Here is a 25038-nt window from a genome sequence, read left to right as displayed (position 1 = left end):
CGGCCGAATCGGTCAGGGAGACCGACCCCGCCTCACCCGAGGAGGTGCCCCGCGGTCTCGCGGTTCGGGGACCGGTACGTTGAGGGCGTCGCCGTCCGCACGAGACCACATGGCGAGCACCTTCGACCGACTCGGGTACGGGACGTACAAACTGGCCGACGGCGAGGAGTGCGCGGCCGGCGTCGCGCACGCGATCGAGACCGGCTACCGCCACGTCGACACCGCGCAGGGGTACGACAACGAGGCCTCGGTCGGCGACGGGATCGACCGCAGCGACGTCGACCGCGAGGACCTGTTCGTCGCGACGAAGCTCTCGACGGACAACCTCTCGTACGACGACGCCGTCGAGACCGCGCGCGCCAGCCGCGACCGGCTCGGCGTCGACTCGATCGACCTGCTGTACGTCCACTGGCCGATCAACTGAAGCGGTAGCGCGGAGTCCCCCTCCTCAAGGAGCGACCGAAGGGAGTGAGTAGGGAGGAGAGGAGCGGGTTCGTATCTGTAACAAACACCAGCTTATAAATAGCCGCTCACACACATTGAAACTGTGGCAGACGATTACGTGCGTCGGACGGCAATCACTCGTCTCTCGGTAGACGATGAGCAACGCGAGTTGCTTGAGGAAACCATCTCCGAGTGGAAGCGTGGGTGCCAACTCGCCACGGACATGGCGTGGGGGAAGTGTAACGCCAAGAGCGACGTCCAACCCCTCGCCTACGACAACGTGCGCGAGGAAACCGACCTCGGGAGTCAGCACGCGATCCTCGCCACCCACCAAGCCGCCCAAGCCATCACCGGCTGTCTCGAACGCCGCTCGAACGGCAGGCAGGTCAGTAAACCCACATTCACCGCACCCACGGTAACATACGACACTCGAACGATGACGCTGTTCAATGACGATACAGTGTCACTCTCCACGACGGAGAGTCGCGTCCGATGTGAACTTGCGCTCCCTGAAGCCGAGGATGGCTACCAACGGCAGTACCTCGACGCCGACGAGTGGAGCGTCACGGAAAGCACACTCACCGCTCGTGACGGCGATTACTTTTTACACATCGGCTTCCGCCGACCCAAGACCGATATTGAGCGAGACACCGCCGAGGACGGAACGGTTCTCGGGGTCGACCTCGGTATTGAAAACCTCGCCGTCACCAGCACAGCACGATTCATCAGTGGGCGCGAACTCTCACACAACCTCCGCGAGTTCGAGAAAGTCCGTGCGGGACTCCAACAGACAGGCACGCGAAGCGCCCACAGAACGCTCGAACAATCAAGTGGACGCGAACGACGATACGTTCGTGACGTGGTTCACCAAGCGTCGAACGCCATCGTAGACGAAGCACTCCGATACGAGTGCGACGTGATCGCGTTCGAGGACTTGACTGACATCCGCGAGCGAACGGGTGCGTCGTGGGGGCACAAGTGGGCGTTCCGAACGCTGTACGAGCAAGTGGCGTACAAAGCCGGAGCAGTCGGCATCTCCGTGAAGCAAGTTGGTTCGGCGTACACATCGCAACGGTGCGCCGAGTGTGGATTCACGGCAGACGAGAACCGCCGAACTCGCACGGAGTTCCGGTGCGTGAAGTGTGAGTCGGGAGCGAACGCGGATTACAACGCGGCGAAGAACATCGGGATGCGGTATGTCCGTCGAGGCCAACAGTCGTCTCGGCGGACGGGCGACAGTCAACTCGCCCTGAAGTCTGGAACGGTGACGCCAAGTGGCGGGTTCACCGCCCACCCGGACGGGTTCGAGGCTGAGCTCACGGACAAGCCCCTCCCTCAACGAGCGAACCCGTCAGGGTGATCGAAGTAGGGTGGGGTTGTTGACTAGCTACGACCCGGAGGAGACGCTGCCCGCGCTCGACGACCTCGTCGACGACGGCGTGATAGACCGGATCGGGCTCTCGAACTTCCGGCCCGACCAGCTCGACGAGGCGATCGACCGACTGGACCACGACGTGTTCGCTCACCAGGTGGAGTGTCACCCCCTGCTCCAACAGGAGCGGCTCCGCGAGTACGCGGTCGCGGACGACCACTGGCTCGTCGCCTACTCGCCGATCGCGCGCAACCGCGTCGCCGACGTCGACGTCCTCCGAGAGATCGCGGCGAGCCACGACGCCACCCCGCGCAGGTGAGCCTCGCGTGGCTGCTCTCGAAGGAGCGCGTCGCGCCGATCCCGAAGGCGGCCGACTTCGGGCACGTCGAGGAGAACTGGGCCGCCCGCGAACTCGACCTGACCGACGACCAGATCGCCCGGATCGACACCCTCGACCGCGACGAGCGGATCGTCGACTTCGAGGAGGCGTCGTGGAACCAAGGGTGATATCCGGAGCGCTCAATATCTGTATTGGGGCCTCATAGTCGATTTAACGGGACTTCCGGTCGAGAGGTTGACCATGCCGGACCCGAACCCTCAGACAGACGTGCGTCCCGATCCCGAGAGCGAGTCCGCCCCCCGCGACCGCCCGGCCCTCCTCGCGGCGACCCCCGACGCGGACACGGTGTTCGACCGGCTCAGGACGCTCTCCGTCCTCGCGGGGTTCCTCGCCCTCCTCGTGACGCTGATCGCGGTGGAGCTGCTCGTCCGGATCTGAGCCGCCGAGTGACCGCGGGTCCCCGGTCCGCCGGCCGCCCCGCCGAACCGAAACTGAACGCGAAACCCGCCCGATCCGGCGACGGATCCGCCCTCGCCGTCGGTTTCACTTCCGCTTTCGGGCGCGTTTTTAAAAGGTGCGGGCACGACGGTCCGGACATGGCCCAGTCCACGTTCGACGACGACGACCTGTTCGGCGAGGCGGCCGAGGAGACCCGCGCGGAGGTCGAAGAGCACCTCGCGGCGGCGCGCGACCAGCTCCCCGACCCCGACGCGGTGTGGGAGACGGACGCGGACAACGTCCTCGGCGCGCTCAACGGGCTGAAGTCCGCTCTCGACGCGGGCGACGCAGTCGACAGCGTGCGCTCGGCGAAGAAGGCGTACGTCCTCGGCGAGCGCGCCGACGCCTTCGAGGACGCCGACGATTTAAAAGAAGAGATCGAGGAGCTGGAGTCGCTCGTCGGCGACATCGAGGACGCCGCCGAGGAGGTGGCATCCCTCACCGGCACCGTCCCCGCGATCCGCGGGGCGCTCCAGGACGCGGCGGACGACGACGAAGCGGAAGAAGACGAGGAGTAGCTCCCGCGCCGCGCTCCTTTTTAAACGGCGTCGCGGTCGACGACCGCCACCGCCAGCTCCGCGAGCGCCGCGCTCGCGCGGTCGAGCAGCTCCGCGCCGCGCTCGGCGTCGCCCTCCCGCGGGTCGCCGACGACGCCGTTGTCGGTGAACTCGTCGGAGTCGTGCGCGAGGTTCACTCCGGACACCCACTCGCCCCACCGGTCGGCGGCGCCCGCGCTCGCTTCGTTGACCCGCTCCTCGCGGACCAGCTCCGGGTTCGTCGCGCGAAGCAGCGCCGTCTCCAGCGGGCCGGCGTGACCCATGTCGCTCGCGTGGTCGCCGACCGCTTCGAACCAGGTGAACGCGACGCCGTACCCGTCGTGGTCCGGGTCGCGCGAGAACCGCCGGGCGACCTCCGCGAGCGCCTCGACGTTCCCGCCGTGGCCGTTGACGAACACGACGCGGTCGATTCCGTGCGCGACCAGCGACTCGGCGGCCTCCCGGACGTACGCCCGGAACGTCTCCGGCGAGACCCACATCGTCCCGTCGAACGCGCGGTGTTCCTCGGCGACGCCGACCGGTATCGGCGGCGCGACGGCGACTTCCCCGCGGTCCGCTCCCGGCCCGCCACTCGACTCTTCGTAGGCGTCGGCGGCCGCCTCCGCGACCGCGACGGCGTTCAGCGCGTCGGTGCCGAGCGGGGCGTGCGGTCCGTGCTGTTCCGTGCTCCCGACCGGGAGGAACGCGACGTCGACGTCGGCGTCGCGCACGTCGGTCCACGTGACCTCGCTGAGGCGCATACCGGAACCTCGGCGGCCGGCGTCGTATAGGCGGCGGTCACCGTCGACGATGCGGCCGGTCGACCCCGGACGGCGGTCACCGTCGAGCGAACGCTCCCGAGGTATTATACCCCTCCCCGCGGATCGCGACCGCATGAGCGGTGACAACGCGGAACACGACCCGGAGGCGCACGGTTCGGCTCCCGCCGTGACGTTCGGCCCGCTGAAGCGGGCGCTCCGCGAACACCGCTACCCGGTGACGGCGGCGGAGCTGATAGAGCAGTACGGCGCCGCGACACTGGAGACTCCGACGGGGACGGCGCGGCTCGACGGCCTGCTCGAAGGGAGCGAGGAGAGGCAGTTCCGGGACCCGTCGGAGGTCAGGGAGGCGGTCCTCGACGCGCTCGGTCACGCCGACGCGTCTCCGGAGGCGTCCGCGGACGAGTGGACCGAACTCCCACGGTGACGCTCGGGCGCTCCTGAATCGTCCGGCCCGGTCGACCGCGGTCGCGGTCAGTCGTCGTCGCTCTCGGCGTCCTCGACGATCCGGGCGGTGCGCTCCTGCGCCCGGTCGATGAACTCCTGCGGGAGCTCGTCGATCTCGCCGGCCTGAACGCCCCAGAGGTGCGCGTACAGCCCGTCGTTGTCGAGCAGCTCGTCGTGGGTGCCGCGCTCGGCGATCTTCCCGCCCTCCAGCACGAGGATCGTGTCCGCGTCCTTGATCGTCGAGAGCCGGTGGGCGATCGCGAACGTCGTCCGTTCCTCGGTGAGACGGTCGAGCGAGCGCTGGATCAGCATCTCCGTCTCGGTGTCGACGTCGGAGGTCGCCTCGTCTAAGATGAGGATGTCCGGGTCGGTCAGCACGGCGCGGGCGATGGTGATCCGCTGGCGCTGGCCGCCGGAGAGCTTCACGCCGCGCTCCCCGACCATCGTGTCGTAGCCGTCGGGGAGGTTCTGGATGAAGTCGTGGGCCTCGGCGGCCTCGGCGGCCTCGCGGACCTCCTCGTCCGTCGCGTCGAACGTGCCGTAGGTGATGTTCTCGCGGACGGTGCCGTAGAACAGGTACGACGACTGCCCGACGTAGCCGATCGACCGGCGCAGCGACTGCAGCGTCACGTCGCCGACATTCTGGTCGTCGATCCGGATCTCCCCGTCGTCGACGTCGTACATTCGGAGGAGGAGCTTGAGCACGGTCGACTTGCCGGCCCCGGTGGGGCCGACTAAGGCGAGCGTCTCGCCGCCCTCGACCTCGAAGTCGATATCCTCGACGATGGTCTCGTCGTCGTAGCCGAAGGAGACGTCGTCGTACACGACGTCGCCGTCCTCGACGACGAGCTCCTCGGCGTCGCGGTCCTCCTCTAACTTCGAGGGCTCGTCCATCAGCCCGAAGATCCGCGCGGAGGAGGCGCGTGCGCGCTGGTACATGTTGATGATCTGCCCGAACTGCGCCATCGGCCAGATGAACCGCTGCGTGTAGAGGATGAACACGACGAACATCCCCTCGGAGAGCTCGCCGGTGAACGGGCCGGGCGGCCCCTGGAACACCCAGAGCCCGCCGACGATGAACGTGAGCACGAAGCCGATGCCCGCGAGCACGCGGAGCGCGGGGAAGAACTTGATCCGCGTCTCGATGGCGTCCCAGTTCGCGTCGAAGTAGTCGAAGGAGACGTCGTCGACGCGGTCGGACTCGTAGGACTCGGTGTTGGCCGCCTTGATCACCTGGATGCCGCCGAGGTTGTTCTCAAGCCGGGAGTTCATCTTGCCGACCGTCGACCGCACCTCGGCGTACTTCGGCTGAATGATCTTGATGAACAGGTAGGTGAACCCGGCGATGACGGGGACGGGCAGCAGCGCGACCAAGGCGAGCTGCCAGTTGATCCAGAAGAGGAGGACGCCGATCCCGATTACCATCACCGACAGGCGGAACACGGAGTTCATCCCGTCGTTGAGGAACCGCTCCAAGCGGTTCACGTCGTTCGAGAGGATGGACATCATCTCCCCGGTCTGCTTGTCCGAGAAGAAGTCCATGTTGAGCCGCTGCATCTGGTCGTACGTGTCGGTCCGGACGTCGTGCTGGATGTTCTGCGCGAAGGCGTTGAACCCCCAGTTCCGGACCCAGTGGAAGCCGGCGCCGAAGGCGAACGCACCGGCCAGCACCGCGATCGTGAACCAGAACTGCGCCGCCTGCTCCGTCGGGAGCCACGCGTCCGGGAGCAACACGAGCGGGATCTGCTCGTCGAACGCGGCCTCGCCGCGGAAGATCGCGTCGAGGGCGATCCCTAACATTAGCGGGGGAAGCAGATCGAGCAGGCGGGCGAAGACGCTGGCGAGGACGCCCACCGTCACCTGCGGGACGTAGTCGCGGCCGTACTCGACGAACAGCCGCTTCATCGGATTCTCGATCTTGTCCCGCTGCTCCTCGAAGGGATCGTCTTCCTCCCATTCGACACCACTCATCACAAAGTCGTATCAGGTAAGGCGGCAAATAGGTTTCCTTCGAACCGAAATACATCGGCAGAAAACGCCGCTAACGGGCGGTCGATCGGGCGATATCGCCTTCCGGAGCGCGGTCGACGGTCGAGAACCCTCCGGTCGTGCCGGGTCGGATCGGCGCGCGCGGCGGCGTCGATCACGGTCGCTGTGTAGCGGCCTCGACACCGACGGCTGCCCGCCGGCCGCGGACCCGACGACCGCGCGACGGGCTCAGAGTTCGCGTCGTTCCACGTCGGTATCGATCCCGGCCTCGTCGAGGTCCTCCCGGACGCGCCGCCGGAGCGGATCCGGAACGCCGTCGCGCGGGACCGGCGCGGCCGTTCCGCCCTCGTCGTCGTCGGTCGGGACCGCCCAGTAGAGGACGCGGGCCGTTTCGGCGTAGAACTCCACCGCGTATCGGTCGTTACCCCCCTCGTAGTGGACGCGGGCGGCCGCGCCCTCCGCGCGCCACCCCTCCTGTTTGACCAAGGCGGCGATCGGATCTCGCATGGTCGCCCTCGGGCGGCCGGACTCATGTGGGTGTCGACCGACTCTCCGCGAGGCCGAGACGACCGCCGCTCTCCCGCATCGACACCGGTTTACAAACGGCGCTCCGACGAGCGGGCATGTCTCTTCGCGTCACGTTCCTCGGGACGGGCGGCGCCGTCCCGACCGTCGAGCGCGCGGCGAGCGCCGTCTTCGTCAACCGCGAGGGCGACCGCTTCCTCTTCGACTGCGGCGAGGGCACCCAGCGCGAGATGATGCGCGCCGGCACCGGGTTCGCCGTCGACCGCGTGTTCGTCTCCCACCTCCACGGCGACCACGTCCTCGGCATCCCCGGCCTCGTCCAGACGCTCGGGTTCAACGACCGCACCGACCCGCTGACGGTCCACTGCCCGCCGGGGACCGACGACCACCTTCACGACCTCGTCCACGCGGTCGGCCACGACCCGGCGTTCCCGGTCCGGATCGAGCCGGTCGCCCCCGGCGAGGTCGCCTACGAGACCGACGAGTACGCGGTTCGCGCGTTCGAAACGGAACACCGCACGATATCGCAGGGGTACGTCTTGGAGGAGGACGACCGCCCCGGCCGGTTCGACCGCCCGAAGGCGGAGGATCTGGGTGTCCCCGTCGGGCCGAAGTTCGGCCGCCTCCACGAGGGCGAGTCGGTCGAGGCCGAGGACGGGACGGTCGTCGAGCCCGAGCAGGTCGTCGGCCCGCCCCGCCCGGGCCGCAAGCTGGTGTACACCGCGGACACGCGCCCGCGAGAGACCACCGTCGAGGCGGCCGAGGACGCCGACCTGCTCATCCACGACGCCACCTTCGCCGACGACATGGCCGACCGCGCCCGCGACACCGCCCACTCCACCGGCCGCGAGGCGGGGTCGATCGCCGACCGGGCGGACGCGAAGCGGCTCGCCTTAGTCCATATCTCCTCGCGCTACGCCGCGGACGCGCGCCCGATCCGCAGCGACGCCCGCGAGGCGTTCGACGGCGAGTGTCTCCTCCCCGACGACGGCGACCTGATCGAGGTGCCGTTCCCCGACTCGGACTGAGACGTTGACGGTTCGAGCGATCAGTACTAATCGGATGACTTTGTGACCGGCACGGAGACCGCCGCTAAATCCTCATCCGTTCTCTTATAAATAATCGACTACCGATCGACGGGCGACACCGCCAAAGCCCCAGTCGCGAGGACGGCGCACACTCGTTGCGCTCCTCGCTCGCGCTGCTCGCTGCGGTGCTTACGTCGTCTGCGCCGTCCTCGCGACTGCCCCTTTGAGTCCCACCCCGCACCGCTCCGCACAGCACCTCACGCCTCCCCAGCCTCGTCAGTCGCCGTCGCTTCGCTCCGGCGACTGACTCCCTCGCGCGTGCTGCTCGGCCGCGGAGCGGCCTCGCAGGCACGCGCCGCCGCCCCGTCTCGCCCCCCTCGTCGAGTCCCCATCCCATACGGCTGCGATCCGTGTGATCGTTCCACTTGAAACGAAGCCCGCGCACGGCTGACGGGCGTCTGACGCGAGCGAGGTCCTCCCGTCGGCCGATCTCCACGGATCGAAAGAACCCCGCGTAGCGCCCCTCAAGCGGGCGTTTCGTTCCACTTTCACCGCGGTCACGTACATTTTAATACCATCTGGAACCAACCGTCGTACGCCTCCCACTGAAAACAAGACCGGAGGCGGAGACACCCCATGAGCGAACTGCGACAGGAAGCGGAAGCGATAGCGGAACAGTTCTCGGACCACACCGACGTCGACCCCGACGACGTCGAGGAGCGGCTGACGACGCTCGTCGACGAGTACCGCGTGCCGCTCGACGAGGCGAGTCGGAGCGTCACCAACAGCTACCTCGAAGACGCCGGGATGGAGCGCGACGAGCTCGGCCGCGGCGGCAGCGAAGAGGTCCTCGTCAACGACATCGACGAGGACGAGCAGTGGGTCGACTTACGCGTGAAGTTGGTCGACCTCTGGGAGCCCCGGAGCGACTCCATCTCACAGGTCGGCCTGCTCGGCGACGAGTCGGGCACGATCAAGTTCGTCGCCTTCGAGACCTCCGACCTCCCGGAGCTGACCGAGGGGCAGGCGTACGAGCTCTCGAACGTCGTCACCGACGAGTACGAGGGGAGCTACTCGGTGAAGCTCAACCGGACGACCGGCATCACCGAGATCGACGAGGAGATCGAGGTCGGCGACAACGCCGACACCGTCGAGGGCGCCCTCGTGGACATCCAGTCCGGCTCCGGGCTGATCAAGCGCTGCCCCGAGGAGGACTGTACGCGCGTCCTCCAGAACGGGCGCTGCTCGGAGCACGGTCAGGTCGAGGGCGAGTTCGACCTGCGGATCAAAGGCGTCCTCGACGACGGCGAGACCGTCACCGAGGTCATCTTCGACCGCGAGGCCACTGAGGAGCTCACCGGCATGACTCTCGAAGAGGCCAAGGACATGGCGATGGACGCGCTCGACACCACCGTCGTCGCCGAGGAGATGGGCGAGGACGTGCTCGGGCGCTACTACCGCGTCACCGGCCCCACCTTCGGCCGGTACGTCTTGGTCGACGAGATGGAGGACCCCGGCACCGTCGACGTTGAAAGCGCGCTGATCGAAGCGAGGTCGATTTAAATGAGCCAGTCAGCCCCCACCCGAGAGGTCGCCCGGCGCGTGTTCGCCACCGAGTTCAACGACGCCGGCTACACGTTCACCGAGTCCGACGACGAGCGCGCCCCCGTCTACGCGCTGTTACCGACGGGCGAGTCATCGAACCGCGTGTTCTTCGTCGGCACCCTCACGGAGAAGGAGGACGTCGGCGAGGACAGCGAGTACTGGCGCGGCCGCATCGTCGACCCGACGGGCACGTTCTTCGTGTACGCCGGCCAGTACCAGCCGGAAGCCGCTTCCAAACTCCGGGACTTAGAGCCCCCGGCCTACGTCGCAGTCGTGGGGAAGCCCCGGACCTACGAGACCGACGACGGCACGGTCCGGGTCTCCGTCCGCCCCGAGTCGATCACCGAGGTCGACGCCGCCACCCGCGACCGCTGGGTCGCGGAGACCGCCCGCCGCACCGTCGAGCGCGTCGCCGCGTTCGACGACGAGGGCAACGAGTACGCGCGGATGGCCCGCGAGGAGTACGACCTGGATCCCCAGACGTACAAGGCCGCCGCGCTGTCGGCGCTGGAGGACCTCGACGAGAGCGACGACGAGCTCGCGGGCGACGCCGACGGCGACGCCGCGCTTGACGACGCCCCGGACGGGACCGACCCGGCCGGCACGCCCGAACCCTGACGCGGCCGGCATCTCGGCGTTCTGACGCGGCCGGCATCTCGGCGTTCTGACGCGGTCGGCGCGCCGGAACACTGACGCCCCGACACCGGATTTTCGCGGCGTTCGGCGCGGTTCTGCCCCGAACGCGGTTCTCGTTCTTACGATCGTCTGACAAACGCTTAAGTGATCCGCGGAACGATCGGTCCGATAATGGGCAACAAGAACAAGACGATCTCGTTCCGCGTCAACGAGGACGCGTTCGAGACCCTCCGCGACATCGCCGAGGAGCGAGACATCTCGCTGTCTGCGGTCTTCCGGGACTACGTGGATACGCTCGTTGCCCACGACGGTCAGGTCCGGGTCATCCCGGAGGCCGAACTGGACAGCATGGGCGAGAGCGGGGAGTCGTTCCCCCCGAAGATCGAGGTCCCAAAGAGCTTCGTCCGCGAGCACGAGCGGTTAGAGCTCGAGGCCGAACACCTCCGCGAACAGCTCGAAGAGCACAAGCGCTACGTCAACTACCTCCGCGAGCAGTTGGAGGACGGCGACGAGGAAGTGATCCAGCTGGAGGACCTCGACGGCGAGCCCGACGAGCCCTCGTTCCGCCTCGGGTAGCGGTCCGGTCCGCTTCAGACGGCCACAGCCGCCGACCTTCTCGCGCCACTCGCGATCGCCGAGCCGTGACACGTCCAACCGTCGAGCCGCGGCGCCGCGACGTCCGGCTCCCGCGTCGGCCGACCCGCCGCGCGCGAAAACCTTCCTGTTCGTCCGTTACTGACCGACGAAACGCCTATCTTGGCGAAAATATTGCCGAACAAGTCAGAGTTTGTTCAGAAACGTCCGATTCTCTCCGAATCTGATGGACGGTCTCTCAGCGCGAAGCCGCTATTTCTGATTATACTAAATTATTTACGAAAACGATATTACCCGGGCGGTGGACGTATCGGACATGCGAAGGTGGGTTCGACCGTGACCGTGTTCGACAGGGCGTACGACGATACGGTTCGCGTCCTCGACGAGGACGGCGAGGTCGTCGGCGATCTCCCCGACCTCGACGACGAGTCGCTCGTCGAGATGTACAGGCACATGCGACTGGCGCGCCACTTCGACGGCCGCGCGGTGAGCCTCCAGCGGCAGGGCCGGATGGGGACGTACCCCCCGCTCTCCGGGCAGGAGGGCGCCCAGATCGGGTCGGCGTACGCGCTCGACGCGGACGACTGGATGATCCCGTCGTACCGCGAGCACGGCGCCGCTCTCGTCCACGGCCTGCCGCTCAAACAGACGCTGCTCTACTGGATGGGCCACGAGGACGGCAACAACGCGCCGCCGGACGTCAACGTCTTCCCGGTCGCCGTCCCCATCGCGTCGCAGGTGCCCCACGCGACGGGCGCCGCGTGGGCCTCGAAGCTCCGCGGCGAGAACGACGCGTTCGTCTGCTACTTCGGGGACGGCGCGACGAGCGAGGGCGACTTCCACGAGGGGGTCAACTTCGCCGGCGTGTTCGACACGCCCACCGTCTTCTTCTGTAACAACAACCAGTGGGCGATCTCCGTGCCCCGCGAGCGGCAGACGCGGAGCGCGACCTTGGCGCAGAAGGCGGAGGCGTACGGCATCGACGGCGTCCAGGTCGACGGGATGGACCCGCTCGCGGTGTACAGCGTCACGGAAGCGGCCTTGGAGAAGGCGCGCGACCCCGAGACGGACCGGCCGCGGCCGACGCTCATTGAGGCGGTCCAGTACCGCTTCGGCGCGCACACGACCGCCGACGACCCGACCGTCTACCGCGACGACGACGAGGTCGAAAGCTGGAAGCGCAAGGACCCGATCGACCGGCTGGAGTCGTACCTCCGCGGCGAGGGGGTCCTCGACGACGAGCGCGTCGCGGAGATCGAGTCGTCGGTCGAGGCGCAGGTCGCGGACGCGATCGACGCGGCGGAGTCGATGGCGCGCCCCGACCCCCGAGAGCTGTTCGAACACGCCTACGCGGAGCTTCCGCCGGAACTGGAGCGGCAGTACGAGGAGTTCGCCGCGCTGCGCGACGAGCGCGGCGACGCGGCGTTCCTGGAGGATTGAATGACCGAGACACAGAACCTCACGCTGGTACAGGCGATACGAGACGGATTACACACCGAACTGCGCGAGGACGACGACGTCGTCGTGATGGGCCAAGACGTCGGGAAGAACGGCGGCGTCTTCCGCGCCACCGAGGGCCTCTTCGACGAGTTCGGGGGCGACCGGGTGATCGACACCCCGCTCGCCGAGTCGGGCATCGTCGGCACCGCCGTCGGGATGGCCGCGATGGGGATGCGACCGGTCCCGGAGATCCAGTTCTCCGGGTTCATGTACCCCGGCTTCGACCAGATCGTCTCGCACATGGCGCGGTTCCGGACCCGCAGCCGCGGGCGGTTCACGCTCCCGATGACCCTGCGGGCCCCCTACGGCGGCGGCATCCGCGCGCCGGAGCACCACTCGGAGTCGAAGGAGGCGTTCTACGCCCACGAGGCGGGGCTGAAGGTGGTCATCCCCTCGACGCCCTACGAGGCGAAGGGGTTACTCGCGGCGTCGATCCGCGACCCCGACCCGGTGATCTTCCTCGAACCGAAGCTGATCTACCGGGCGTTCCGCGAGGAGGTGCCCGAGGAGCCGTACACGGTCCCTACCGGCGAGGCGGCCACGCGCCGCGAGGGCGACGACGTCGCGGTGTTCACCTACGGCGCCATGACCCGCCCCACGCTGGAGGCCGCCGAGACGCTCGGCGAGGAGGGAATCGAGTGCGAGGTCGTCGACCTCCGGACGATATCGCCGCTCGACCGCGAGGCGGTCGTCGAGGCGTTCGAGAAGACCGGCCGTGCGGTCGTCGTTCACGAGGCGCCCAAGACGGGCGGGCTCGCGGGCGAGATCACGGCGATCCTCCAGGAGGAGGCGCTGCTGTATCAGGAGGCGCCGATCGGCCGCGTCACCGGGTTCGACGTGCCGTACCCGCTGTACGCGTTGGAGGACTACTACCTCCCGTCCGCGGCGCGCATCGAGGACGGGATCTTGGAGGCGGTCGAATTTTAAGATGTCCGCCGGAAATACACGCATGACAACGGAGGAGGCCGATCGATGACGATCAAGGAGTTCAAGCTCCCCGACGTCGGTGAGGGCGTCGCGGAGGGCGAGCTGGTCTCGTGGCTGGTCGCGCCCGGTGACCGCGTCGAGGAGGACCAGCCCGTCGCCGAGGTCGAGACCGACAAGGCGCTCGTCGAGGTGCCGTCGAGCTACGACGGCACCGTCGAGGAACTGTTCGTCGAGGAGGGGGAGATGGTCCCCGTCGGCGACGTGATCATCTCGTTCCGCGTCGACGAGGAGGGCGACGAGGCGGCAGCCGGCGCCGACGCGGAGGGCGACGCCGAACCGGCGTCCGACTCGACCGACGAGCCCGAGCCGGAACCGGACGCGGCCGCCGACGAAGGCGACGAGGAGCCCGGCGAACCCGACACGCCCTCCGGGCGCACCTTCGCGCCGCCATCGGCCCGCCGGCTCGCCCGCGAACTCGGCGTCGACGTCGCGGCCGTCGACGGGAGCGGCCCCGGCGGTCGCGTGAGCGAGGCCGACGTGCGGGCGCACGCCGAGAGCGACGCCGGATCCGCCGGTTCGGGCGGCGAAGACGGGCCCGAGCCCCGTCCCACGCCGACACCGACCGACGTCGGATCGGGCGATCGGACGTCCGCGGTCAGCAAGCGCGGCTCCGGCGGCTCCGCAGATGCGGCGTCGACAACGGCCACCAGCGACGCCCCCGAGCTCGCGGGCCGCGAGACGACGCTCGCGACCCCCGCGACGCGGAAGGTCGCGCGCGAGCGCGGCGTGGACATCGACGACGTGCCGACCGACGAGACCCGCGACGGCGAGGCGTTCGTCACGGCCGAGGCCGTGAACGCGTACGCCGACGCGCTGGAGTCGCCGGACGAGTCGACGCCGGAGCCCGCCGATGTCGATGTGGGCGCCGGGACCGACGCGACCGCTGCGACCGGTGTCGCGGACGCGGCCGGCGCCGCGTCGGGCGACGAGACCGTCCCCTACCGCGGCGTCAGGCGCACCATCGGCAAGCAGATGGAGCGGTCGAAGTTCACGGCGCCGCACGTCAGTCACCACGACACCGCCGAGGTCGACTCGCTCGTGGAGGCGCGCGAGGAGCTGAAGCCGACAGCCGAGGCGAAGGGCGTGAAGCTCACCTACATGCCGTTCGTGATGAAGGCCATCGTCGCCGGGCTGAAGGAGTACCCGTACCTCAACAGCGAGCTCCGCGAGGACGACGAGGAGATCGTCTTGAAAGGCGAGTACAACCTCGGGATCGCCGTCGCGACCGACGCGGGCCTGATGGTCCCCGTCGTCGACGACGTCGACGAGAAGGGGCTCTTCGAGCTGGCCGACGAGGTGAACGACCTCGCGAGCCGCGCCCGTGAGCGGAAACTGAAGCCCGCCGAGATGAAGGGCGGCACCTTCTCGATCACCAACTTCGGCGCCATCGGCGGCGAGTACGCCACGCCGATCATCAACTACCCCGAGACCGCGATCTTAGGCCTCGGCGCCATCGAGGAGCGACCCGTCGTGCGCGAGGGTGCCGACGGGGCGAGCGAGGTCGTCCCGGCGCCGACGCTGCCGCTCTCCCTCTCGATCGACCACCGGGTCGTCGACGGCGCGGTCGCGGCCGAGTTCGCGAACACCGTCATGGAACACTTAGAAAACCCCTGCTGCTACTCAACGAATAATGGTCGTCGGAGACGTCACCACGGGAACGGAGGTACTGGTCATCGGCGCGGGGCCGGGCGGCTACGTCGCCGCCATCCGCGCCGCACAGGAGGGGCTCGACACCACGCTGGTCGAGAAGGACGCCTACGGCGGCGCCTGTCTCAACCGCGGGTGCATCCCCTCGAAGGCGCTGATCACGGGCAGCGGGCTCGCCCACGAGGCCGGCAACGCGGAGTTCATGGGCGTCCACGCGGACCCCGCCGTCGACATGGGGAAGATGGTCGAGTGGAAGGACGGCGTCGTCGACCAACTGACGGGCGGCGTCGAGAAGCTCTGTAAGGCGAACGGCGTGAACCTGATCGAGGGGACCGCCTCGTTCGTCGGCGAGGACACCGTTCGCGTCGCGCACGGCGGCGACGGGCAGGGCTCCGAGACGCTCTCGTTCGAACACGCGATCGTCGCGACCGGCTCGCGGCCGGTCCAGATCCCCGGCTTCGAGTTCGCCGAGGACCACGTCTGGAGCTCCGCCGACGCGCTCGACGCCGACACGGTCCCGGACCGCCTCGGGATCGTCGGCGGGGGTTACATCGGGATGGAGCTGGCGACGACGTACGCGAAGCTCGGCGCCGACGTGACGGTCGTCGAGATGCTCGACGACATCCTCGACCCCTACGAGGACGACGTGAAGCGGATCGTCCGCACGCGCGCCGAGGAGCTGGGCGTCGAGTTCCACTTCGGCGAGGGCGCGAGCGAGTGGTCGGAGGCGCCCGACGGCGGCTACCTGCTCCACACGGAGACGGAGGAGGGCGAGGAGTCGACGTACGGCGTCGACAAGATCCTCGTCGCGGTCGGCCGCCAGCCGGTCACGGACGGGCTCGACCTGAATGAGGCCGGGATCGAGACCGACGAGCGCGGGTTCATCGACACCGACGACCGCACCCGGACCGCGGTCGAGCACATCCACGCCGTCGGCGATGTCGCGGGCGACCCGATGCTCGCGCACGCGGCCTCGAAGGAGGGGATCGTCGCCGCCGAGGTGATCGCGGGCGAACCCGCCGCGATGGATCAGCAGGCGATCCCGGCGGCCGTCTTCACCGACCCCGAGATCGGCACGGTCGGGATGACCGAAAGCGAGGCCGCGGACGCCGGCTTCGACCCCGCGGTCGGCGAGATGCCCTTCAACGCCTCCGGGCGGGCGATGACGACCGGCCACACCGAGGGGTTCGTCCGGATCGTCGCCGACGAGGAGAGCGGGTTCGTCCTCGGCGGGCAGATCGTCGGCCCGGAGGCGTCGGAGCTGATCGCGGAGGTCGCACTCGCGATCGAAATGGGGGCGACGCTGGAGGACGTGGCCGCCACCGTCCACACCCACCCGACGCTCGCGGAGGCCGTGATGGAGGCCGCCGAGAACGCGCGCGGGCAGGCGATCCACACGCTGAACCGCTGACCGCGTTCGACACCGCTGACCGCGCTCGAACCCTCCGTGTTTCCGTGCGGCCGCGGTCCTCGCCCGCTGAGGTCCCGCGACGAAGCGAACCAATGCGCCGCTGGATCCTCGGGTGTGGCTCTCACACATGACAGTCGAAGTGTCGAAACGGCTACGTATCGGGGCCGGTAGTAGACACTTACCGCGCGGTAAACCCATTGGAGCGCCGCTGCGGCCCTTGTCAGCGACTTCGAAGATTTACGAAAAGAACTTCATTATTTCGATAGAAACTCTCTGTTATAACGATGATTCCCTCTCCGACTTAGACAATATTATCAGCGAAGAGGGCCGATCATTTCTTGATGGCTAGTAACACCCAAGAGTGGTGGCCGGATCAGTTGGATCTGGAGCTGCTCGATCAGAACTCCGCGAACATCGGTCCCTACGACGAGAGGTTCGATTACGCTGAGGCGTTCGAGGAGCTCGACCTCGAAGCGGTCAAATCCGACCTCGAAGACGTGATGACCGACTCGAAGGAGTGGTGGCCCGCCGACTACGGACACTACGGCCCGCTGTTCATCCGGATGGCGTGGCACAGCGCCGGCACGTACCGCTCGCTCGACGGGCGCGGCGGCGCCGCCGGCGGACACCAGCGCCTCCCGCCGATCAGCAGCTGGCCGGACAACGTGAACCTCGACAAGGCCCGGCGGCTGCTGGAGCCGGTCAAGACGAAGTACGGCGAGAAGCTCTCGTGGGCGGACCTCATCGTGCTCGCCGGCAACGTCGCGCTGGAGTCGATGGGCTTCGAGACGTTCGGCTTCGCGGGCGGCCGCGAGGACGACTTCCGGGGCGACGACGCCGTCGACTGGGGCCCCGAAAGCGAGTGGGAGATGACCTCCGAGGAGCGCTTCGACGAGGAGGGCGACCTGAAGGCGCCGCTCGGCAACACCGTGATGGGCCTCATCTACGTCAACCCCGAGGGCCCGAACGGCGAGCCCGACTTGGAGGGCTCGGCGAAGAACATCCGGCAGTCGTTCAGCCGGATGGCGATGAACGACAAGGAGACCGTCGCGCTCATCGCCGGGGGCCACACCTTCGGCAAGGTCCACGGCGCCGACGACGGCGACAACCTCGGCCCCGAGCCCGAGGACGCCCCCATCGACCTCCAGGGTCTCGGCTGGGACAACGAGTTCGGCGAGGGGATGGGTCCCGACACCATCACCAGCGGCATCGAGGGGCCGTGGAACGCCACCCCGACCGTCTGGGACATGAGCTACGTCAACAACCTGCTCACCTACGAGTGGGAGCCGGAGAAAGGCCCCGGCGGCGCGTGGCAGTGGACCACGAAGAACGACGAGCTCGACGACGCCGCGCCCGGCGTCGCGGACGCCTCCGACAAGGAGGACGTGATGATGCTCACGACGGACGTGGCCCTGAAACACGACGACGACTTCCGGGCCGTCTTAGAGGAGTTCCGCGACGACCCCGACGAGTTCCAGGAGACGTTTGCGAAGGCGTGGTACAAGCTCATCCACCGCGACATGGGTCCGCCGGAGCGCTTCCTCGGCCCCGAGGTCCCGGAAGAGACGATGATCTGGCAGGATCCGCTGCCGGAGGTCGACTACGAGACGATCGGCGACGCTGAGGTCGCCGAGCTCAAGGAGGCGCTCCTCGACTCCGGCCTCTCGACCGGTGAGCTCGTCAAGACCGCGTGGGCTGCGGCGTCCACCTACCGCGACAGCGACAAGCGCGGCGGCGCCAACGGCGCCCGGATCCGCCTCGAACCCCAGCGCAGCTGGGAGGCCAACGAGCCCGAGCGGCTGGCCGACGTCCTCTCGACGCTCGAAGACGTTCAAGCCGAGTTCAACGAGTCGCGGTCCGACGACGTCCGCGTCTCGCTCGCCGACCTCATCGTGCTGGGCGGGACCGCGGCCGTCGAACAGGCCGCGGCCGACGCCGGGTACGACGTCGAGGTGCCGTTCGCGCCCGGCCGCGTCGACGCCGCCGCGGACCAGACCGACGTCGACTCCTTCGAGGCGCTCAAGCCCGAGGCGGACGGCTTCCGTAACCACCTCGGCGACGCCGACGAGGACGTCGAGGACCTGATGGTCGACAAGGCCGACCTGCTGAACTTAACCGCCAGCGAGATGACCGTGCTGGCTGGCGGGCTTCGCGCGCTGGGCGCGACCTACGCCGACCGCACGGCGTTCACCGACGATCCCGGGACGCTCACCAACGACTTCTTCGTCAACCTGCTCGACATGGAGTACGAGTGGGATGAGGTCACCGACGCCGAGGACCTCTACGAGGTCCGCGACCGCGACACCGGCGAGGTCGCGTGGGAGGCGACGCGTGCCGACCTCATCTTCGGGTCGAACGCGCGGCTCCGCACCATCGCCGACGTGTACGCCAGCGACGAGGAGAAGTTCGTCGAGGACTTCGTCGCGACGTGGAGCGAGGTCATGAAGCTCGACCGCTTCGATCTCGACTGACGGTCGTCGTCGCGGCCGGTTTTCTTTTTGAATCGTTCCAGACCGAGTCCGTAGCGTGCCGGTCGGTTCGCCGCCCGTCTGTCGCTGGTCGCTCCCCGCCGTCCTGAATTCCCCGTCAGCGCTGCCCAACGTCCGTCCTGTAGCACGACGTCGAGGGGCCGGCCATCGCCGCAGCGACAGATTCTATATCGCGATATAAGATTCATCACGCCAGTTCCGCTCGGATTCCACAGCTTACCGCACGTTCGTTCTTCCCGTCCGATCCGGCGTTTCGGCGACGATCGACCGGCTTTTTTCCCGCCGGACCCTCGATCGCGACATGGCCGACGAGTTCGACCCGGAGAAGTTCGAGGACAAGTACGCCCACTACTTCAACGAGCTCCAGCGGGCGTACAAGAACGCGTTCGAGCAGATGAACGACCGGTACGACTCGGAGCTGATCCACGGGATCGACCAGACCGTGCTCAACGAGTCGGAGCCCTTCTACGAGGACGGCGAGTTCCGCGTCGAGCTGCCGGAGAACCCGCGCGAGCGCATCCGCGGCGCCGTCGCGGTCGACGACGAGACGTTCGAGGAGACGCTCGACGAGTACGTCGAGCGGATCGAGTCCGAGCTGTACCGGACCCTCGGCGTCGATCGCTCGGAGTAACGGGACGCGACGGGGCTGCGTCGCGGCCCGTATCCGCCCGAACCAAAGGCATAAGCCCGCCGCCCGCCAACTCGCGGGCATGAGCACGGACACCGACGCGGCTGACGCGGAAAACGAACTCCGCGAGCGGATCACGAACTTCCTGCGGCGCAACTTCCCGCAGATCCAGATGCACGGCGGGAGCGCCGCCATCGCCCACCTCGACCGCGAGAAGGGCGAGGTGACGGTCCAGCTCGGCGGCGCCTGCTCCGGCTGCGGCATCTCCCCGATGACGATCCAGGCGATCAAGTCCCGGATGGTCAAGGAGATCCCCGAGATCGAGACGGTCCACGCGGACACCGGCGCGTCCGCCGGCGCGGACGGCGACCTCGGCGGCACCAGCAGCGGCGGCGGCATGTCCCCCTCCTTCCCCGGCGAGACGACCGACGACGACGGCGGCGACGACGAAGGCCCCCAGGCCCCGTTCTGAGTCGCTTCGACCCCCGAGGCTTTCCTCTCTCTCTTTCCGCTTCGCCAGTCGCGTTGCCGTTCGGCGATGATCGCTCGTTTTCGGCGATCAGACGCGTTGTAACGACGCTCCAGTCGTTTCTCCTGTCTCTCTCGGCGAGCAGGGTTAAATTCTATGTCGCTATATTGAATTCACTCCGCCGGTCCTGCTCGGTCCGACTGAAGCCTTTTTCTCCCCGGCAGCCGTGGGGAGTTGCTATGTACCATCGCGAGGTCGAACCCACGGCGGAGTACGTCGCGCGGTTCGAGACGGGCGCCGACTGGCGCGAGGAGATCGAGAGCCTCGCCCGCGAGGAGGACGTCGAGGCCGGCTGGTTCACGGCGCTCGGCGCGGTCCAGGACGCGGATGTCTGGTTCTACGACCAGGAGGAGACCGAGTACCGCTCGGTGACGTTCGACGAGCCGCTGGAGGTGGCCGCCTGCGTGGGCAACGTCTCGCTGTTGGAGGGGGACGTGTTCGCGCACACCCACGTCGTGCTCTCGCGGCCGAGCGGGCAGGCCCTCGCGGGCCACCTCGACTCGGCGACCGTCTGGGCCGGCGAGTGCCACCTGCGCGCGTTCGCCGAGCCGCTGGAGCGCTCGCACGACGAGGCCACCGACCTCGACCTGTGGCTGTGACCCGACTAACGCGCCGCGCGATTCCCTCGACTGAGGCCCGATGAGACCGGACGACGAGCGCTACTTCGCGCGGATCGAGGAGCGACTCGACGAGGCGTGGGACGTCGCGGAGACGGCCAAAGAGCAGGGCCGGGACCCGGAGCCCGAGATCGAGATCCCGGTCGCCCGCGACATGGCGGACCGCGTCGAGAACATCCTCGGCATCGACGGCGTCGCGGAGCGCGTCCGCGACTTAGAGGGCGAGATGTCCCGCGAGGAGGCGGCCCTGGAGCTGGTTACCGACTTCGTCGACGGGAGCGTCGGCGACTACGACTCCCGCGAGGGGAAGATCGAGGGGGCCGTCCGGACCGCCGTCGCGCTGCTCACCGAGGGCGTCGTGGCCGCCCCGATCGAGGGGATCGACCGGGTCGAGCTGTTAGAGAACGACGACGGCACCGAGTTCGTCAACGTCTACTACGCCGGCCCGATCCGCTCGGCGGGCGGGACCGCGCAGGCGCTGTCGGTGCTCGTCGCTGACTACGCCCGGTCGCTGCTGGGCATCGACGAGTACAAGCCGCGCGACGTCGAGGTCGAGCGCTACGCCGAGGAGATCGCCTTATACGACAAGGACACCGGGCTCCAGTACACGCCGAAGGACAAGGAGTCGAAGTTCATCGCGAAGCACATCCCCGTCATGCTCGACGGGGAGGCGACGAGCGACGAGGAGGTGTCGGGGTTCCGCGACCTCGAACGCGTCGACACCAACTCCGCGCGCGGCGGGATGTGTCTCGTCGCCGCCGAGGGGATCGCGCTGAAGGCCCCGAAGATCCAGCGGTACACCCGCGACCTCGAGGAGGTCGATTGGCCGTGGCTCCAGGACTTGATCGACGGGACGATCGGCAAGGACGGGGCAGGCGACGGCGACGCCGCCGAATCGACGGCCGGAGACGGCGACGCGAAAGACGGAGACGACGCGGCGGCCGACGGCGAACCGGGCGACGCGGAGGCCAAGTCCGACAACGAGGCCGAAGCCGACGGCCCGCCCCGCGCCGACCCCTCCCAGAAGTTCCTCCGTGACCTCATCGCGGGCCGGCCCGTCTTCACGCACCCCAGCGAGGCCGGCGGGTTCCGACTCCGCTACGGTCGCGCGCGAAATCACGGGTTCGCGACCGGCGGCGTCCACCCCGCGACGATGCACATCGTCGACGACTTCCTCGCGGCCGGGACGCAGATCAAGACGGAGCGGCCGGGGAAGGCGCACGGCGTCGTCCCCGTCGACTCCATCGAGGGGCCGACGGTCCGGCTGGCGAACGGCGAGGTCCGGCGTATCGACGACCCCGAGGAGGCCAAGGAGGTCCGCAACGGGATCGAGAAGGTGCTCGACCTGGGCGAGTACCTCGTCAACTACGGGGAGTTCGTCGAGAACAACCACCCGCTCGCGCCCGCGTCGTACGCCCCCGAGTGGTGGGTCCAGGAGTTCGAGGCGGCCGGCGCCGACGTCCAGGCCATGGGCGACGACCCGCACGTCGACCTCGAACACCCCGACGTCGACGAGGCGCTCGCGTGGGCGCGCGAGTACGACTGCCCGCTCCACCCGGAGTACACCTACCTCTGGCACGACGTGTCGGTCGACGCGTTCGAGGCGCTGGCCGACGCGGTCGCCGCAGGCGAGGTCGTCGAGGGCGTCCTCGCGATCGAGCGCACCGAGCCGGTCCGGGACGCGCTGGAGTCGCTGCTGGTCGAACACGCGGCGACCCCGGACGCGCTCCGGATCCCGACGTGGCGCCCGCTCGCGCGGTCGCTCGGGATAGACGACGGGCTCCGGAAGGAGTGGGACGCGGACGACCTCTCGGCCGCCGCCCGCGAGTACGCCGACGGCGAGAACGCGATCCGCGCGGTCAACGAGGTCGCGCCGTTCGAGGTACGCGAACGCGCGCCGACCCGGATCGGCAACCGGATGGGGCGGCCGGAGAAGTCGGAGAGCCGCGACCTCTCGCCTGCGGTCCACACCCTCTTCCCGATCAACGAGGCCGGCGGCCCGCAGCGCGACGTGGCCGAGGCCGCGAACGTCATGGACGACACCGGTCACCGGGGACGGCACGAACTCCAGGTCTCCGACCGAGTCTGTCCGGAGTGCGGCGAACACACCTACGCCGCGCTCTGTCCCGACTGCGAGACGCACACGGAGCCGCACTACGAGTGTAACGACTGCGGAACCGTCTGCGAGCCCGACGAGGCCGGCCGCGTCGAGTGCCCGAACTGCGAGTGGGAGGTGACGGCCGCGACGTACCAGGAGGTCGACGTCAACGACGCGTACCGTTCGGCGCTGGAGAACGTCGGCGAACGGGAGTCCGCCTTCGAGATCCTCAAGGGGGTCCAGGGGCTCACCTCGCGGAACAAGACGCCCGAACCGATCGAGAAGGGCGTCCTCCGCGCGAAGAACGGCGTCACCTCGTTCAAGGACGGCACAGTCCGGTACGACATGACCGACCTCCCGGTCACCGCGGTCAAGCCCGCGGAGCTCGACGTCACCGCCGATCACTTCCGCGAGTTGGGCTACGAGACGGACGTCGACGGCGAGCCGCTCCGTCACGACGACCAGGTGGTCGAGCTCCGCGTCCAGGACATCGTCCTCTCGGACGGCGCGGCCGAGCACATGCTCAAGACCGCCGACTTCGTCGACGACCTGCTCGAACAGTTCTACGGGCTCGACCGCTTCTACGAGGTGAACGAGCGCGACGACCTCGTCGGCGAGCTCGTCTTCGGGATGGCGCCCCACACGAGCGCCGCGACTGTCGGGAGAGTGGTCGGATTCACGTCGGCCGCCGTGGGATACGCTCATCCGTACTTTCACGCCGCGAAACGACGGAATTGCTTCCACCCGGAGACGGAGATCGAGTATCGAGACAACGCGGGTCGACACCGCGAAACAATCGAGACGTTCGTCGAGGATCGGCTGGACGATCCGCGGACCGACGACTTCGGAACGCTCGTTGAGGAACTCGACGGTGCGATCGAGGTGCCTTCGATCGACGAACGCGGAAACGAGGTGACACAGTCGGTAACTGCCGTCTCAAAACATCCGAGTCAGGATCACCTCGTCCGGATCGAAACGCGTCGCGGGCGCTCGATTCGCGTGACGCCCGACCACACGATGCTGCGAGTCGTGGATGCGGAAGTCCAAAAAGTGGCCGCGAACGAACTGGAGGTTGGTGATTCCGTTCCGTCGAGTCCTTCACAGCAGAACGTATCGATGAACGCCGCCACCGGCACGGCGACGGACGGCGGAATCGAGACTGACGAGGTTACGTCGATCTCGTTCCTCGAAAGCGATGTCGAATACACGTACAATCTCACCGTCGCCGAGACGCACACGCTCGCGGCGAATGACTTGTCAGTTGCTCAATGTGACGGTGACGAGGATTGCGTGATGCTTCTCATGGACGGACTTCTCAACTTCTCGAAAGAATTTCTGCCCGACCAGCGCGGCGGGCGGATGGACGCGCCGCTGGTAATGTCCTCCCGGATCGACCCCTCGGAGATCGACGACGAGGCGCACAACGTCGACATCGTGCGGGAGTACCCGCTGGAGCTGTACGAGGCCTCGCGGGAGCTGGCCGACCCGGAGGAAGTCGAGGAGCTGATCCAGATCGGCGAGGACACGCTCGGGACCGACGACGAGTACCACGGGTTCGACCACACTCACGACACGACGGACATCGCGATGGGGCCGGACCTGTCGGCGTACAAGACGCTCGGCGACATGATGGAGAAGATGGACGCGCAGTTAGAGCTGGCCCGGAAGCTGCGCGCGGTCGACGAGACCGACGTGGCCGAGCGGGTGATCGAGTACCACTTCCTCCCGGACATCATCGGGAACCTCCGAGCGTTCTCGCGGCAGGAGACGCGCTGTCTCGACTGCGGCGAGAAGTACCGCCGGATGCCGCTGACGGGGGAGTGCCGCGAGTGCGGCGGCCGCGTGAACCTCACGGTCCACGAGGGGTCGGTGAGCAAGTACGTCGACACCGCCATCGAGGTCGCGGAGCGGTTCGGCTGCCGGCCCTACACCAAACAGCGGCTGAAGGTGTTAGACCAGTCGCTGGAGTCGATCTTCGAGGACGACACGAACAAGCAGTCGGGCATCGCGGACTTTATGTAGGTGATCGGCGCGGAGGCGCGCCTTTCGAAATTTGTGAGTGGTTGTCGATCACGTCTGTCTTTTATAAAGAGTTGATCTCGATCTGTCGGTGACGACCTCCAAAGCCCCAGCCGGGAGGACTCGGTGCGGTCGCTGCGGTCCTCAGTCGCTCGTTTCACTCACTCCTTGCGGTCCTTGCGTCCCGCGCCTTCGTCCTCCCGGCTGCCCCTTTGAGTCCCACCCCGCACGGCACCGCAGCCTCACGCCTCCCCAGCCTCGTCGGCGCGGCGCTTGTAAGCGCCGCGCCGACTCCCTCGCGGGCTCCTCGCGGGCCGATG

19 protein-coding genes and 3 pseudogenes are annotated in these 25038 nt (G+C 68.0%); 19 read left to right on the top strand and 3 right to left on the bottom strand.

All coding sequences use genetic code 11. The features are described from left to right. Positions 1 to 109: 109 nt before the first annotated feature. From J7656_RS00585 to J7656_RS00565, 5 genes and pseudogenes are all read left to right on the top strand, one after another. Positions 110 to 421 (top strand): annotated as a pseudogene (locus J7656_RS00585) (aldo/keto reductase); the annotation flags it as partial. 126 nt (positions 422 to 547) lie between these two features. Then, a complete protein-coding gene (locus tag J7656_RS00580; RefSeq protein WP_017341896.1) occupies positions 548 to 1804 on the top strand; it encodes an RNA-guided endonuclease InsQ/TnpB family protein in 1257 nt (418 codons plus the stop codon). Continuing rightward, positions 1791 to 2323: pseudogene (locus J7656_RS00575) on the top strand (aldo/keto reductase); the annotation flags it as partial. The gene J7656_RS00580 and the pseudogene J7656_RS00575, both read left to right, overlap by 14 nt. A 73-nt stretch (positions 2324 to 2396) precedes the next feature. After that, on the top strand, positions 2397 to 2594 hold the full coding sequence (locus J7656_RS00570; protein ID WP_017341898.1) for a hypothetical protein: 198 nt from the start codon (positions 2397 to 2399) through the stop codon (positions 2592 to 2594). Positions 2595 to 2752: 158 nt separating this feature from the next. Continuing rightward, positions 2753 to 3172, top strand: coding sequence for a DUF5790 family protein (locus tag J7656_RS00565; protein WP_017341899.1), 420 nt, complete (start codon positions 2753 to 2755; stop codon positions 3170 to 3172). 20 nt (positions 3173 to 3192) lie between these two features. Here J7656_RS00565 and J7656_RS00560 read toward each other — a convergent pair whose 3' ends face one another. Continuing rightward, positions 3193 to 3951 carry a creatininase family protein gene (locus J7656_RS00560; protein ID WP_017341900.1) on the bottom strand — a complete coding sequence of 253 codons (759 nt, stop codon included), beginning with the start codon at positions 3949 to 3951 and terminating at the stop codon, positions 3193 to 3195. A 133-nt stretch (positions 3952 to 4084) separates the two neighbouring features. Between J7656_RS00560 and J7656_RS00555 the strand changes: the two genes are divergently transcribed. Further along, positions 4085 to 4396, top strand: a complete 312-nt coding sequence (locus J7656_RS00555; RefSeq protein WP_017341901.1) for a DUF5789 family protein — start codon at positions 4085 to 4087, stop codon at positions 4394 to 4396. Between the two features lie 47 nt (positions 4397 to 4443). On the opposite strand, the gene J7656_RS00550 is transcribed toward J7656_RS00555, so the two are convergent. After that, complete coding sequence (locus J7656_RS00550) at positions 4444 to 6387, bottom strand: ABC transporter ATP-binding protein (RefSeq protein ID WP_211553771.1); 1944 nt, start codon at positions 6385 to 6387, stop codon at positions 4444 to 4446. A gap of 246 nt (positions 6388 to 6633) precedes the next feature. After that, a complete protein-coding gene (locus J7656_RS00545) occupies positions 6634 to 6912 on the bottom strand; it encodes a DUF7538 family protein (RefSeq protein ID WP_017341903.1) in 279 nt (92 codons plus the stop codon). Between the two features lie 116 nt (positions 6913 to 7028). On the opposite strand from J7656_RS00545, the gene rnz reads away from it, so the two are divergent. The 13 genes and pseudogenes from rnz (at position 7029) to J7656_RS00480 (ending at position 24721) form a co-directional block, all read left to right on the top strand. Further along, on the top strand, positions 7029 to 7958 hold the full coding sequence (rnz, locus tag J7656_RS00540; protein WP_211553770.1) for a ribonuclease Z: 930 nt from the start codon (positions 7029 to 7031) through the stop codon (positions 7956 to 7958). Between the two features lie 636 nt (positions 7959 to 8594). Continuing rightward, positions 8595 to 9521, top strand: coding sequence for a replication factor A (locus J7656_RS00535; protein WP_211553769.1), 927 nt, complete (start codon positions 8595 to 8597; stop codon positions 9519 to 9521). After that, positions 9522 to 10181, top strand: coding sequence for an RPA family protein (locus J7656_RS00530; RefSeq protein ID WP_211553768.1), 660 nt, complete (start codon positions 9522 to 9524; stop codon positions 10179 to 10181). 189 nt (positions 10182 to 10370) lie between these two features. Beyond that, complete coding sequence (locus J7656_RS00525; RefSeq protein WP_017341905.1) at positions 10371 to 10775, top strand: DUF8146 domain-containing protein; 405 nt, start codon at positions 10371 to 10373, stop codon at positions 10773 to 10775. 354 nt (positions 10776 to 11129) lie between these two features. Continuing rightward, positions 11130 to 12233 (top strand): pyruvate dehydrogenase (acetyl-transferring) E1 component subunit alpha, encoded by a 1104-nt coding sequence (gene pdhA / locus J7656_RS00520; RefSeq protein ID WP_211554531.1) that lies wholly within the window; start codon positions 11130 to 11132, stop codon positions 12231 to 12233. Continuing rightward, positions 12234 to 13220 (top strand): alpha-ketoacid dehydrogenase subunit beta, encoded by a 987-nt coding sequence (locus J7656_RS00515; protein WP_211553767.1) that lies wholly within the window; start codon positions 12234 to 12236, stop codon positions 13218 to 13220. Between the two features lie 45 nt (positions 13221 to 13265). Continuing rightward, a pseudogene (locus J7656_RS00510) lies at positions 13266 to 14911 on the top strand (2-oxo acid dehydrogenase subunit E2). Next, positions 14911 to 16338 carry a dihydrolipoyl dehydrogenase gene (gene lpdA, locus J7656_RS00505; RefSeq protein ID WP_017341909.1) on the top strand — a complete coding sequence of 476 codons (1428 nt, stop codon included), beginning with the start codon at positions 14911 to 14913 and terminating at the stop codon, positions 16336 to 16338. Before J7656_RS00510 ends, lpdA begins: the two are co-directional and overlap by 1 nt. Before the next feature lie 341 nt (positions 16339 to 16679). Continuing rightward, entirely contained in the window at positions 16680 to 18809 is a 2130-nt protein-coding gene (gene katG / locus J7656_RS00500; RefSeq protein WP_211553766.1) for a catalase/peroxidase HPI, read from the top strand. A 319-nt stretch (positions 18810 to 19128) separates the two neighbouring features. Beyond that, a complete protein-coding gene (locus J7656_RS00495) occupies positions 19129 to 19458 on the top strand; it encodes a DUF5783 family protein (RefSeq protein WP_017341911.1) in 330 nt (109 codons plus the stop codon). 79 nt (positions 19459 to 19537) lie between these two features. Then, positions 19538 to 19927: a NifU family protein gene (locus tag J7656_RS00490; protein ID WP_004598656.1), complete on the top strand. Its 390-nt coding sequence runs from the start codon at positions 19538 to 19540 to the stop codon at positions 19925 to 19927. Positions 19928 to 20163: 236 nt separating this feature from the next. Beyond that, positions 20164 to 20583 (top strand): PPC domain-containing DNA-binding protein, encoded by a 420-nt coding sequence (locus J7656_RS00485; RefSeq protein WP_017341912.1) that lies wholly within the window; start codon positions 20164 to 20166, stop codon positions 20581 to 20583. Positions 20584 to 20623: 40 nt separating this feature from the next. Further along, on the top strand, positions 20624 to 24721 hold the full coding sequence (locus J7656_RS00480) for a DNA-directed DNA polymerase II large subunit (RefSeq protein ID WP_211553765.1): 4098 nt from the start codon (positions 20624 to 20626) through the stop codon (positions 24719 to 24721). Positions 24722 to 25038 lie beyond the last annotated feature (317 nt).

Source organism: Halorubrum ruber, assembly GCF_018228765.1.
In the GTDB taxonomy this organism is placed as follows: domain Archaea; phylum Halobacteriota; class Halobacteria; order Halobacteriales; family Haloferacaceae; genus Halorubrum; species Halorubrum ruber.
The sequence above is the reverse complement of the archived record's forward strand: the minus strand, read 5'-3'. Positions and strand labels throughout refer to the sequence as shown.